This window comes from Pedobacter roseus (assembly GCF_014395225.1).
In the GTDB taxonomy this organism is placed as follows: Bacteria; Bacteroidota; Bacteroidia; order Sphingobacteriales; family Sphingobacteriaceae; genus Pedobacter; species Pedobacter roseus.
Genome location: NZ_CP060723.1, coordinates 3,136,880 through 3,149,993 on the forward strand (window position 1 = coordinate 3,136,880; position 13,114 = coordinate 3,149,993).

The 13,114-nt window shown below is 37.5% G+C and carries 11 protein-coding genes; 6 read left to right on the plus strand and 5 right to left on the minus strand.

The genetic code is table 11. The annotated features are described in order from the left end of the window. Positions 1-54: 54 nt before the first annotated feature. Both H9L23_RS12930 and H9L23_RS12935 read right to left on the minus strand, forming a co-directional pair. The gene (locus H9L23_RS12930) at positions 55-1,326 is read right to left on the minus strand and encodes a M16 family metallopeptidase (protein WP_187595342.1); all 1,272 of its coding nucleotides are present in this window, start codon (positions 1,324-1,326) and stop codon (positions 55-57) included. Then, positions 1,319-2,563 (minus strand): M16 family metallopeptidase, encoded by a 1,245-nt coding sequence (locus tag H9L23_RS12935; protein WP_187595343.1) that lies wholly within the window; start codon positions 2,561-2,563, stop codon positions 1,319-1,321. Before H9L23_RS12935 ends, H9L23_RS12930 begins: the two co-directional genes overlap by 8 nt. A gap of 175 nt (positions 2,564-2,738) precedes the next feature. On the opposite strand from H9L23_RS12935, the gene H9L23_RS12940 reads away from it, so the two are divergent. After that, positions 2,739-3,863 carry a CofH family radical SAM protein gene (locus H9L23_RS12940; protein ID WP_187595344.1) on the plus strand — a complete coding sequence of 375 codons (1,125 nt, stop codon included), beginning with the start codon at positions 2,739-2,741 and terminating at the stop codon, positions 3,861-3,863. A gap of 275 nt (positions 3,864-4,138) precedes the next feature. Here H9L23_RS12940 and H9L23_RS12945 read toward each other — a convergent pair whose 3' ends face one another. After that, positions 4,139-4,984 carry a ferritin-like domain-containing protein gene (locus H9L23_RS12945; RefSeq protein WP_187595345.1) on the minus strand — a complete coding sequence of 282 codons (846 nt, stop codon included), beginning with the start codon at positions 4,982-4,984 and terminating at the stop codon, positions 4,139-4,141. 19 nt (positions 4,985-5,003) lie between these two features. After that, entirely contained in the window at positions 5,004-5,729 is a 726-nt protein-coding gene (locus tag H9L23_RS12950; RefSeq protein ID WP_187595346.1) for a ferritin-like domain-containing protein, read from the minus strand. Between the two features lie 124 nt (positions 5,730-5,853). Between H9L23_RS12950 and H9L23_RS12955 the strand changes: the two genes are divergently transcribed. From H9L23_RS12955 to H9L23_RS12975, 5 genes are all read left to right on the plus strand, one after another. Further along, a complete protein-coding gene (locus H9L23_RS12955; RefSeq protein ID WP_187595347.1) occupies positions 5,854-6,639 on the plus strand; it encodes a LytR/AlgR family response regulator transcription factor in 786 nt (261 codons plus the stop codon). Next, positions 6,629-9,634, plus strand: coding sequence for a two-component regulator propeller domain-containing protein (locus tag H9L23_RS12960; protein ID WP_187595348.1), 3,006 nt, complete (start codon positions 6,629-6,631; stop codon positions 9,632-9,634). The genes H9L23_RS12955 and H9L23_RS12960 overlap by 11 nt, the downstream gene beginning before the upstream one ends. A 251-nt stretch (positions 9,635-9,885) precedes the next feature. Beyond that, entirely contained in the window at positions 9,886-10,452 is a 567-nt protein-coding gene (gene scpB, locus H9L23_RS12965) for an SMC-Scp complex subunit ScpB (RefSeq protein ID WP_187595349.1), read from the plus strand. 87 nt (positions 10,453-10,539) lie between these two features. After that, positions 10,540-10,734, plus strand: coding sequence for a hypothetical protein (locus H9L23_RS12970; protein ID WP_187595350.1), 195 nt, complete (start codon positions 10,540-10,542; stop codon positions 10,732-10,734). 72 nt (positions 10,735-10,806) lie between these two features. Then, positions 10,807-11,925, plus strand: a complete 1,119-nt coding sequence (locus H9L23_RS12975) for a GNAT family N-acetyltransferase (protein ID WP_187595351.1) — start codon at positions 10,807-10,809, stop codon at positions 11,923-11,925. 257 nt (positions 11,926-12,182) lie between these two features. On the opposite strand, the gene H9L23_RS12980 is transcribed toward H9L23_RS12975, so the two are convergent. Continuing rightward, positions 12,183-13,112 carry an EamA family transporter gene (locus H9L23_RS12980; RefSeq protein WP_223191072.1) on the minus strand — a complete coding sequence of 310 codons (930 nt, stop codon included), beginning with the start codon at positions 13,110-13,112 and terminating at the stop codon, positions 12,183-12,185. Between the last annotated feature and the right edge of the window lie 2 nt (positions 13,113-13,114).

A 13,114-nucleotide genomic window follows, 5' to 3' on the forward strand; every position in this document is an offset into this window, starting at 1 on the left:
TAAAAAAAAGTCAGGTTTTTAAAAACCTGACTTTTTTAATTATGCTGTTCGCAATTATTTCTTCCCAATCACTACTTCCGTAAAGTTCTCTTTAATGAGGTATTTATTAGCCAACGCCAACAATTCTTCGGCAGTAATGGTCTTCACTTTTTCGATATACCTCGTATAATAATCGTAATCCAGTCCCGAAAAATAAATATTCTTGAATTTATCGGCATGCGAAAAAACATTTTCTAAACTCCCCAGCATCGAACCCAGCATATAATTACGAACCAGGTTCAACTCCTCTTCCCCTATCAGTTCATTTTTTAAGATGTCTATTTCTTTATAAATTTCGGTCAAAGCCGCAGCGCAAACATCAGCACCTACCTCGGTAGAAATAAACAGATAACCAGCTTGCTGCAATGATGAAATGCCCGAGCCAATGCCATAGGTATAACCTTTATCTTCACGGATATTGTTCATTAAACGCGAACCAAAATAGCCACCTAAAACGGTATTTAAGATCTGTAGTCCCGAAAAATCTTCATGTTTGCGGTTAATGGCCAGCTGACCAATCCTGATAGCAGACTGTAAAGCTTCTGGTTTTTCGGTGTAAATAGTCTGTTTTGCAGTTGCAGCGAAATCAAAACTGTTTTTAACCACATTACTCTTTTCCCAATCTTTACCAAATGCATCATTCAGCAAATTAAAACTTGCCTCATCAAACTTTCCGGAAACAATAATGGTGCAGTTATTCGGTGCATAAGCTGCTTTAAAATATTCGATCAGGTCTTCACGTTTTAACGCGTCATAATGTTCAGCCTGTATATTTACACCATAAGCGGTATCACCAAATAAAGCATGCGCAAACTCTTTTCTCGCAAGAATATCATTTTTCTTTAGGTTTACCTGCAGTTTTTGTTTCTGGTTTTGGATATAAATATCAAGTTCCTGCTGTGGAAACTGACTTTCTGATAAAACATCTTTCACTATAGGCAAAACCGACTTTAGGTGTTTGTTTAACGTATAAAGTGTAACTGATGATTGATCCTGAACGTATTCCGTTTGAAAAAACGCCCCATAAAAATCAATCTGCTCGGCTATCTCCTTAGAGGTTAATTTATTCGTTCCATTATTGATCAAAGCACTTACCGCAATGGCCTGCAATGGTTTCTCCAGTTTCCAGTTTACATTTTCGAAAATAAATTCGATACGCACTAAATCCTGTTCGCCAGAATAAATGGTAAAAACGGGAACACCATTATCCAGTGCTTTTTTTTCTGGATGGATAAAATTTATAGTCGATACCTGCTTAAAATCAGGCGCCTGTTCTCTGTTAAGCATTTTCTTCGGTTAAATAGTATAAAGTTGATGATGAATTTTGACTGAAAGTTTCATTAGAAATACGTTGAATATCTTCTGCTGTAACTTTTAAAAACTCTTCGGTTTCCTGGTTCAATAAAGCAGCATCACCCAATAGCTCATAGTAAGCAAGGTTCATTGCTTTATCCAACAGGCTCATTTCAGAAAAAACAAGTACCGATTCTACCTTGTTTTTTACCTTAGTTAATTCTGCAGCCGAAACAGGTTCTGCTTTAATTTTATCCAGTTCTGCCCAGATGGCCTTTTCTGCAGCTTCTACAGTAACACCTTCTACCAGTTTACCTTCTACAATAAACAGACCCGGATCTAAACTGCTGGATATATAGGCATTGATATCGCTAAAAAGCTGCTGCTCTTTCAACAAACTGTTGTATAAACGAGAAGATTGTCCTCGGGATAAAATATCAGATAACAAATCAAAAGCGTAATAATCCTGATTTAAACGTCCCGGCATTTTAAAAGCCATATAAATGGCGTTAAGCGGTACATTTGCCTTTACAGTTTCTGCTCTGGCTTCAGTCTGTGGCTCTTCCTGAACCAAATCGCGTACATATTTCTCACCAGCCGGAATGGGCTCAAACCATTTTTCGGCCAGTTTTTTCACATCTTCCGTTTTCACATTTCCACCCACTACCAAAATGGCATTTTGTGGGGTATAGTGTTTTTTGAAAAATGCTTTTACATCATCCATAGTGGCATTTTCGATGTGCGAAAGCTCTTTTCCGATGGTTGCCCAACGGTAAGAGTGCTTTTTATAAGCCAGTGGACGCAATTTTAACCAAACATCGCCATAAGGCTGATTAAGGTAACGTTGCTTAAATTCTTCGCTTACTACATTCCTTTGCGTATCTAAACTTTTTTCAGAAAAAGCTAAACTTAACATCCGGTCGCTTTCCAGCCAAAATGCAGTTTCGATGTTTTCAGCAGGTAGCGTAATGTAATAGTTGGTAATATCATTACTCGTAAAAGCGTTGTTTTCGCCTCCTACCCTCTGCAAAGGTTCGTCGTAACTAGGAATATTAACCGACCCACCAAACATTAAATGTTCAAATAAATGTGCAAAACCGGTTTTGTTCGGGTCCTCATCACGGGCGCCCACATCATATAAAATATTTAAAACTGCCATTGGGGTTGTAGCATCTTCATGTACTAAAACCTTTAACCCATTGGCCAGTGTAAAACGATTAAAATCTACCATATCTAATTTTAGAACCGTAAAGATATTGTTTTAAGGGAAATTGGAAGATGGAAAATGTAAGAGGGAAGATAAAAAAACAAAACGTGCGAAAAATTACCTCTTAAAGACAACAATCTTTTACTAAAGACTGACGACTTGGGACTCGCGACTAAGGACTTTTCTTTATCTTTGTATTATGAATACAGCCGATTTACTACACAGGGCATTACATTTTGATTTTTTAAGCCTCGAAGAAGGGGTACATTTATACCATCATGCCGATACTGCATCTTTAATGTTTGTAGCGAATGAGTTAAGAAAAATTCAAGTACCCAGTGGCAAAGTAACCTGGCAGATCGATCGTAATGTAAACACCACCAACGTTTGTATTGCAAATTGTAAATTCTGTAATTTCTTTCGCAGGCCTGGTCACGATGAGAGCTATATTACGGATATCGAAACCTATAAGGTAAAAATTGAAGAAACTTTTCGTTTGGGAGGTGATCAATTGTTACTACAAGGCGGCCACCATCCCGATTTGGGTTTGGCCTTTTATGCCGATCTTTTCAAAAAATTAAAAGAATTATATCCTGATTTAAAATTGCATGCTTTAGGTCCGCCGGAAATTGCACACGTAGCCAAGCTGGAAGGCATGACGCACACTGAAGTATTAAAAGTACTTAAAGAAGCGGGAATGGATTCGCTGCCGGGTGCTGGTGCTGAAATTTTAAACGACCGTGTAAGGCGTTTAATTTCTAAAGGTAAATGCGGCGGACAGGAATGGCTTGATGTGATGCGTGCCTGTCACCAATTGGATATCACTACCTCTGCAACCATGATGTTCGGCCATGTTGAAACCATCGAAGAACGTTTTGAGCATTTGGTTTGGATCCGTCAGGTACAAAGCGAAAAACCTGCTGATGCAAATGGATTTTTAGCCTTTATTCCATGGCCTTTCCAGGACGATGGTACTTTATTAAAAAGACTTCGCGGAATCAGCAACACCGTAACTGCCGATGAATACATCCGTATGATTGCCTTGAGCCGCATCATGTTGCCTAATATCAAAAATATCCAGGCCAGCTGGTTAACCGTTGGAAAAACTACCGCACAATTGTGTTTACATGCAGGTGCAAACGATTTTGGATCGATCATGATTGAAGAAAACGTAGTATCGGCCGCTGGTGCACCACACCGTTTTACCGCAAATGGTATCCAGCAATCAATCAAAGCTGCAGGTTTCGAACCACAGTTACGCGGACAGAAATACAACTACAGGGATTTACCGGAGCATTTAGAAGAGCAGGTGATTACGTATTAAGGGATGTAAAATGGAAGATGTGGGATGGAAAAGGTTGAAAATGATCAATGACCAATTTTGAACGATAAGTAGCAGGGTTTCCTAAAAGAATATTGATAGATGTTTAGATTCTTATTATGAACGCATGCATCATGAATGAAAAAACCTTCATTGCAACTCACCGATTCTGAAAATCAAACAATCCTATAAATCCTGATCAAAAAAGGGAAGTAAAACCAAGTTTTACCTCCCTACCTTAAACTAAACATTACCTAATCAATAATGTAAATATTTTTTTAAGCTAATTTTTTACCGGTTTTGATAAATTGGTTTGCAATTGTTTTAACAGCTGCACCAGTTAAAAATTCGTCGAAACTTTCTGCTGCCTGAGTTTGTGAAGCTCCACCCAATCCATTAATTTCAATACCAGCCTGCATTGTATTTTGTTCTCCTGCATAAACAGCATCAACTGCTGAAATTCCGGTATCGTTACCATTAGCTGCATAACTGATCCAAGGTTTTAAAGCAACACCTAGAGAAGCAGCAACCATTTGACGGATATGCGATGCGTGACGGGCTTCTACTGAGTGGATCTGTAAAGCGGTAGTTAAAACTGCATTGCCTTTTAAAATCGGCGCTTGTCCTTTATAGGCACGTACACCAGTATCTTCAAAAGCTAAGGCCACTTTTAAGAAAGTTTGATAATTACTAAAAACATCTCCAAACGCTCCTCCAGCTGTAAAATCGAAATCAGCATCTACATAACCATCAGCACCTGTAATTTGTAATGCACTTTTTAATAAATCAACGTGAGCTCTTTCATGGGCTCTAATCGTAGTGATAGCTGCATTTGAAGCTGAAGTAGGGAAAGTGATGGTAGAATTTGTTAAAGCGTGGTTGTAATAATTGTATTCAAGATACTCTAATGCTAATGCAAAATTTAATACATCATTAACTGTACTAGGGTTAGTTTGTCCATAAGCTTTTTGGAACATTGAACCCAAAGCAAGCGGTAATGCTGCCATTGATATTTTTTTACCAACATTGAAAAAATCTTTCATTGCTGATCTACGCGGACTTAATCTTTCATAGATCTCGCCGTCCACTTTTTCTATTTCGTCTAATATATTTAAGATATTCATGATTGTTGAGTTTTAAAGATTAAAGGTTGATTACGTTAATTTTGGTTTTTACATATTTTCCAGCGATTGCCAAAACTTTATCTGGTGTTAAGGCTCCATCTAATCCTGCTGAATTACTAGCTCCTAATGCTGTTAAGCTATTTAAATCAGCAAAACTTCCATTAGAAATCTGATCTCTAACCCATGCAGCGTGACGGGCTTCTACTGAAACAATTTTACCTGCCAAAACAAGATAATCAGTAGTAGTAATGCGTACACCAGCACCATTGTAAGCAGCAACACCTAAATCTTCAAATGATTGAGCTGCAGCTAAAACACCTGAAGCACTTGTAAAATCGATACTTGAAAAATCAACCTCTAAACTGCCGATTGCTGCAGTACTCAATGCTTTTTTAAAGAATTCTCTGTGTGCAATTTCATGAAACTGAACATCTTGAAAATATGCTTTCTGGGCAGCTGTAAATGCTGCAGGTGGTGCAGAAGCAACTTTAATGTAAAATGCAGCTTCTAATTGTTCCAAAGCATAAGCATAATTCAATACACCTACATCAGTTTTAAAATCTAATGTTGCTCCATCCATCGTTGGATTTTCGTAGCCACGGTCTTTTTTACAACCTGCCGCAACCAATGCAATAGCTGCAGCACTAGCACCTGCATACTGAAGAAAAGATCTTCTGCCCACAGTGCTGTTTAATAAACGTTCATCTTGAAGTTCATTTTTTGTTTCTAGTTCATTGTTTTTCATAGTAATCTATGTTTAGTGGTTTTGAATTCGTTTGATGATACATACGTGACAATCAGAACACTGGTTTTTTCTATTTGCATTTTTTTTTGTAAAGGCATTTTAATACATTCACCAACCTATAACTATGACTACACTAAAAGCCATTATTGTTGATGATGAGGAGTTTGCCCGATCATCATTGTTTTTTTTACTGCAACAGAACTGTGCACAGGTAGAAATTACGGGCATAGCAAGGTCGGTTGCTGAAGCGAAGGATATTTTAGCACATCATCCTATAGACTTAATTTTTCTGGACATTGCCATGCCCGGGGGCAATGGTTTCGACCTGATCCCCGATGCACAAAAACACAATGCAGCTGTTATATTTACCACAGCTTACGATCAGTATGCCCTAAAAGCAATCAAAGCCAATGCACTCGATTATTTGCTGAAACCAATTGATATCGACGAGCTTAAAACAGCTGTAGAAAAGGTTTTTCAGCACATTAAATTGTTTAAAGGTCAGAATGAAAACGATGAAAGAATCAATAATCTTGCCTCTAGTTTAAGTTCAAGAACCGAAATCAGGAAGCTTACCTTACCCTATGGGCAGGGCTTTAAAATGATCGATATTGATGATATTATTTACATCGAGGCAGACAGTAATTATTCTATCGTACACTTAAATAACCACGATAAAATTACCGTTTCGAAAGTTTTAAGGGAGTTTGAAGAACTTTTACCAGGCGATCAGTTTGTAAGGATTCACAAATCGAGTATCATCAACCTCAACCACTTAAAAGAATATAATTCTAAAAACGGACTTCAGGTTTTCCTGAAAAATGGTGAAAGCATCAACATTTCGAGAAGAAGGGCAAGCGATTTTTTTGAAAAAATAAAATTATTTACCAAAGCAAACAGTGATCATTAATCCACATAAAAAAGCGTTATTTTTAGCTCAAAAAGCTACTCTGAAGCTCAACTTCAGCCGTAATTTTATTGCTTTTTTATTGCTGATCTTTACCTTTTCTGGCGCAGAAAATACCTTTGCCCAAACCACTTATCTCCCTCACTACAATTCGAAAAATGGATTGGCCAGCAACAACTGTTATTATATTTTACAGGATAAAAAAGGCTTTATCTGGATTGCAACAGATAATGGATTGAGTCGTTTTGATGGAACAAATTTTCAGAATTTCACCATCGAAGATGGCCTACCCGATACGCAGATCCTCCAGATGAAAGAGGATAAAGATGGACGTTTATGGTTTTTTGCACTGAATGGTCAACTTAGTTACCTTAAAGAAGGTAAATTTTACAACCAGGATAACGATGAACTGCTTAAAAAGCTAAATTTCAACACCGTAATTGTTTCCTTCCTTGTTGATAAATCCGGAAGGATCTGGCTCGGCACCAACGCCAACCTGATTGTTTGCTGGGATGGAAAAACGATTAAAAAATATATTTCTCCTAATCAGAATGATAAATTCATCAATGCTTTTATCCACGAGGATGAACAGGGAAACATATTTGCTTATAGTGATTTAAGCGTACAGAAATTTGATGGAAAAACTTTTTCCATGATCAAATCAAAAGTACAGCCACTTTCTTATATGACCGCAACCAATAGCAGCCACCGTTCATTATTTTATTTGGATAATGGCGGACTGAAGCAATACAGGCATGGAACCATTAACGATCTGATCCCCATTCCGCAGAACCTGATCAAAAACATGTCAGGCTATTTCTATTACGATATAACCAGTAAGGAAGTTTGGTTATCAAATGCAAACGGTGCTTTTGCCCTCGATAAAAATGGAAAAACTGTTCAATATCTTCAAGATATTGCCGTAAACCAGGTGATTAAAGATAATAACCAAAATATATGGTTTGCAACCAACCAGGGGATTTACATGCTGCCCAATGCGAATAACCGACTTTCTATTATCGATGCTGAATCGGGCTTAAGCAGTAATGTCATCAAAAGCATCACCAAAGATGGCAAAAACCGCCTTTGGCTCGGTACTGATGATGCTGTAATCGATGTAATAAGTATCAACAATTATCAGGTTAACGAAATTGGCCTCGATGATTTTAAGAAATATAAAACCATTAAACAGATTACATTCGATCCAAAAGATCAATCCATTTATTTTGCGTCTGATTATGGAATGGGTGTTTTTAAAAACATTTACAACGGCAGTGATGAAGTAAGTTATTTAAAGGAATCGAACAATTCCATGTTTGTGATCAAACACTTCAGCATAAGCGAAAACAACAACCAACTTGCCCTGGCCCTGTCATCAGGAGTAGTTTTCTTATCAGATAGAGAGAACAAATTTGAGTTTAACGCTGCTAAATACCGCGAAAAAGAAGATTTTTTTAAAGACCGCTCCTACCACGTTTTTTATGATTGTGAAGGCAGTTTATGGTTTTCGAACATTAATGGTTTGTCTCAGTTTTATAAAGGAAAACTGATCAAACATTACCAGAACCATCCGCTACTTACCAAAAGGATAAACGACATTCAGCAGCTCCCTGATGGTACGCTGATTTTAGCCACTGATGGGTATGGGCTGATTTTTTATAAAAACAGTCAGATTACACGCCAGATTACCCAAAAAGATGGCTTGACCAATAACATCTGTACAAAAATATTCGTAAAAAATAGCGAGATATGGGTTTTAACTAATAAAGGCGTTAATAAAATTGCTGATTACCCCAACCAGCCTAGTGTTGCTAATTTCGATTATGGCAAAGATCTGTTGAGTGACGATATCAATAGTTTATTTATCGACGATAGTACGGCGTATTTTGCCACCAATAAAGGCTTAATTTTATTCAAATACAACAATAAAAATATCATTAAAAACCTACCTAAAGTTTATGTTACCTCTATCATTAAAGATAACGAACGATTACCGGTAGATCAGGGCAATTTCACTTTCGAAACGGGTAACAACACCATTTTGTTCACCTTTAGCGCGGTTGATTTTACCACCAGTGATATTACCTACCGTTATCGTTTAAATGAAAATTCGCCCTGGATAGAAACAAGGACCAGGCGACTGGATTTCTCTTCATTACAATCCGGCGATTATGTTTTTGAGGTGAGTGCCAAAAGTCAGAATGGCAACTGGGGCGAATCGGCAAAAATATCTTTCACCATTAAAAAACATTTCTGGCAAAGTCTTTGGTTTTTATCCATTTTAATCCTCTTGGTGGCATATATCTTCTATAAAGTGGCCGTTTATATCACACGCAAGCAAAAAGATAAGGAGCAGGAACAATTATTACTCAAAAACAAGGTATTAATGCTCGAACAGCAGGCGCTACAGGCCATGATGAACCCGCATTTTGTGTTTAACGTAATGAATTCCATTCAACATTATATTAATACACAAAATACTGCCTCTGCAAATAAAGTTTTAACTGGTTTTGCGCGATTAATCAGAAAAAACCTCGAAATCTGTACGAAAAGCTATATTTCATTAGAAGAAGAATTAGAATACTTGAATCTTTATTTAAAACTGGAGAAAAACCGCTTTGGTGATAAACTGGAATATATTTTTAATATCGACGAAGATATTGATAGAGAAGAAACCTTTATACCCTCTATGCTGTTACAACCTTATGTAGAAAATGCGATATGGCACGGCATTATGCCAAAAGAAACCGGTGGCGAAATCCAGATCAACATTAAACTGCAGGACGAATTTTATTTAAACATCGAAATTATCGATAACGGGATAGGCATTGACAATTCTTTAAAGGATAAAAAGGAAACCCATATTAGTAAAGGTATGCAGCTCACAAAAGAAAGATTACACCTTTTAGGGCAGATTGGAGCAAAACCTATACACTTAAACGTGCGGCAAAACACTACAAATGGTACCACAGTATCCATTTCTATACCGTTAAAATAGAAATTTTACCGTTTACTCAATTATTAATACCACTCACTAAATAGAACCTTGATCGAACCTTCTTTAGCCTTAAACTTGTGTTAGAAATAAACGATAGTGTTTATCAAAGACGTTCTTATAGAATTGATATAGATATTTAATAACCTAACCTAAAACTATATCTTAATTCAGGTTTCATTTGTGTGTTGAAAGCGGTCTTGTTTTTAAAAGCGAGACCGCTTTTTTTATGCCCAAAAATTCTATTTTTGTATATGCCCAATCAAAACATCACCAGGCACATCGAAGCCCTTGTATTTTCTTCCAGTCAAAGTATAGGCGTGCAGGAAATCATACTTGCCCTCAATGCTATCTTTAATGAAGAATTTATCGAAGCACAGGTATTCGAAAGTATAGAACAGATTAAAGAAAAATACAGTCACGAAGACTTTGCAATCGAACTGGTTTATTTAAACAACGGTTATCAATTTCTGACCAAAAAAGATTACCACGAAACCGTTAACCAGCTACAGTTACACCGGTCGAAGAAAAAACTAAGTCAGGCTGCTATGGAAACCCTGGCCATTATTGCTTATCGCCAGCCAATTACCAAACTCGAAATTGAACAGATCAGGGGCGTAAATTCCGATTACTCGGTGCAGCGCCTGCTTGAAAAAGAGCTGATTAGTATTGATGGAAAGGCAGAAACACCAGGCAGGCCAATCCTTTACAGTACCAGTTCATTATTTATGGATTATTTCGGTCTAAATAACCTTAACCAGCTTCCACAATTAAAAGACATTGTAAAAGAGGAAAATACAGTTGGTGAAAATGTTGAATAAATAATTTAATTTCTTTGCTTACAGGTTGTTATTAAAAAAGTTTTTTTTGTATTTTTAAACTATAAAAGCAATTTTTATTTTTGTGTTATGAAAGCGCCAAAGAAACTCCCAACAAAGCCGACTACCAAGAAACAGGTAGACGAAGATGATGATCTTGAAGATGATGACGATATTCAAACAACGAAAAAGAAGCCTCAGGACGACGATGATGACGATTTTGACATGCCATTAGATGACCTTGACAACTTCGATAACTTCGACGATGACGACGACGATTATTAATATTTAAAAAACATATATTTGAAAAAGCATCCGCCCGCTTGGTAGGATGCTTTTTAATTTTAAAATGTGCCCATGCAAGTTATACCGGTAAATAATCCATTATTAAAAAAAGACTTTCTAAATACGCCCAAGCTCTTATATAAAAACGATAAAAACTGGATCTGTCCGTTGGATAGCGAAGTAGAGAATGTTTTTAATCCTGAAAAAAACACCTTTTTTGCACATGGTAAATGTAACCGCTGGGTTTTAAAAGACGATGCAGGCAAGCTTATCGGCCGTGTGGCAGCCTTTATCAATGAGAAAAAAGCCTATCATTACGATCAACCAACTGGTGGAATGGGTTTCTTTGAATGCATTGATGATGAAAAAGCGGCATTTCTTTTATTTGATACCGCTAAAGCATGGTTAACTGAAAATGGAATGAAAGCCATGGATGGACCCATTAATTTTGGCGAAAATGATACCTTTTGGGGTCTGTTGGTTGAGGGATTCACTCCTCCTTCTTTTGGCATGAACTATAACTTTCCCTACTATCAAAAGTTTTTCGAAAAATATGGCTTTGTTACCGAATATGAACAGTTAACCAACCACATTAACCTTACCATTCCTTTCCCTGAACGTTTTACCAAAATTGCCAATTGGGTAAGAAATAAACCCGGTTACACTTTCGAGTATTTCAGCAAGGCAAATGCCAGCAAATACATTAACGATTTGATGGAAATTTATAACGATGGCTGGCAGGATTTCGAAAACTTTGTTCCCATTAAAAAGGAAACGCTTGAGGAAAGCTTTAAAAGCATGGAACCCATTATGGATGAACATTTGATCCAGTTTGCCTATTTTAATGGAGAGCCAGCATCATTTGTGGTATTGATTCCTGATGCCAACCAGATGATTAAGGGCTTTGATGGTAAATTAGGTTTAATAGAAAAATTAAAATTCGCGTACCGCCGCTGGGTGGGCGTTACCCGCATGAGGGCCATTGTGATGGGTACTAAACCTAAATTCCAGAAACATGGTTTAGAATCAGTCCTCTTTATCCGTTTGGGAGAGTATGTATTACCTAAAAACCAGTACAAAGAACTCGAATTGAGCTGGGTAGGTGACTTTAACGAACAGATGATTGCCATCCATAAAGCTACTGGTGCAACCTTTGGCAAAAAGCATTTAACGATGCGCAAGGTCTTTTAACCTCATGGCTTAGTCACTTGCCAAGGTTCGTGTCTCCACGAACCTTTTTTATTTTCCTGCCATTGATTCACGGAAACACGGGGAAATGTAACTTAAACTTTTGTTCGCCAAGGTTCGTGTCGCCACGAACCTTTTTTATTTTCATGCCACCGATTCACTGAAAACACGGATCAATTAAACTTCTAAGCCCTATGCAGCACATTTCTATCCCGAACGTTCGGGACTGCACTTCAGTCGAAATGACGTTTAAGTTTAACCTACGCACTTTTATACTTCGGAAGATTAATCAACAACACACTTCCTAAAATAATCACCAAGCCAATTACCTGTGTAAGCCCGATTACCTCATTGGTAAAAGTTAAACTCAATAATACCGCCACCACAGGATTTACATAAGCATAAGTACTCACTTGCGTAGCCGGACGCACTTTCAGCAACCACACATAGGCACTAAACGCCGCAATTGAACCGAATAAAATCAGGTAGATAATGGATAACCAGGCATCCAGCGATATACTACTCCAATCCAGTAATTTAAATTCTGATTTCACGAATGCCCCGGGTAAAAAAGCCAAACTCGCCATTAACATTTGCCAGCCTGTATTTACTGAAACTGAACTCTCCGTAGTGGGGTGATATTTTGAATAAAGCGATCCCCCAGCCCAGGCAATTGGTCCAAAAACCAGCAGTACCATACCAATAATCTGTAGGTTACTTTGGGGTTTATCAAGCGCCAGCCTAATCTGATCGCCAAACAAGAGCACAACCCCTAAAAATCCAATGATTAAACCTGAAACGATATATTTATTGCTCAGATTCTCTTTCCAGTGCGATTTATCCAGAATCACAAACCATATTGCTGCCGATGCCACCATAATGGCTACCAAACCACTTGGTATAAACTGCTCGACCCAAATTACGATGCCATTCCCTAAGCCCAACATTAAAATCCCGCTTACCGTAGCAATTTTAATGGTTTTTAGGTTAAAAATCTGCTCACCTTTTATCTTGCACCAACCCAATAACAAAACGCCTGCAATTGTAAACCGCACTATACCTAAAATAAAAGGAGGAAAACCGGCCAGTGCTTTCTGGATAAAAAAGTAGGTAGAACCCCACACAATATATACAATGGCAAAGGCAAGGTAAACCATTACCGGAGATGCCGTTTTATTTAAATTTGTCATGA

Bases quoted from the DNA above. Each gene is read 5' to 3' on its own strand.
- scpB (WP_187595349.1), top strand. From the start codon at position 9,886: ATGCCCAATCAAAACATCACCAGGCACATCGAAGCCCTTGTATTTTCT.
- H9L23_RS12940 (WP_187595344.1), top strand. From the start codon at position 2,739: ATGAATACAGCCGATTTACTACACAGGGCATTACATTTTGATTTTTTA.
- H9L23_RS12935 (WP_187595343.1), bottom strand. From the start codon at position 2,563: ATGGTAGATTTTAATCGTTTTACACTGGCCAATGGGTTAAAGGTTTTA.
- H9L23_RS12955 (WP_187595347.1), top strand. From the start codon at position 5,854: ATGACTACACTAAAAGCCATTATTGTTGATGATGAGGAGTTTGCCCGA.
- H9L23_RS12950 (WP_187595346.1), bottom strand. From the start codon at position 5,729: ATGAAAAACAATGAACTAGAAACAAAAAATGAACTTCAAGATGAACGT.
- H9L23_RS12980 (WP_223191072.1), bottom strand. From the start codon at position 13,112: ATGACAAATTTAAATAAAACGGCATCTCCGGTAATGGTTTACCTTGCC.
- H9L23_RS12930 (WP_187595342.1), bottom strand. From the start codon at position 1,326: ATGCTTAACAGAGAACAGGCGCCTGATTTTAAGCAGGTATCGACTATA.
- H9L23_RS12970 (WP_187595350.1), top strand. From the start codon at position 10,540: ATGAAAGCGCCAAAGAAACTCCCAACAAAGCCGACTACCAAGAAACAG.
- H9L23_RS12945 (WP_187595345.1), bottom strand. From the start codon at position 4,984: ATGAATATCTTAAATATATTAGACGAAATAGAAAAAGTGGACGGCGAG.
- H9L23_RS12975 (WP_187595351.1), top strand. From the start codon at position 10,807: ATGCAAGTTATACCGGTAAATAATCCATTATTAAAAAAAGACTTTCTA.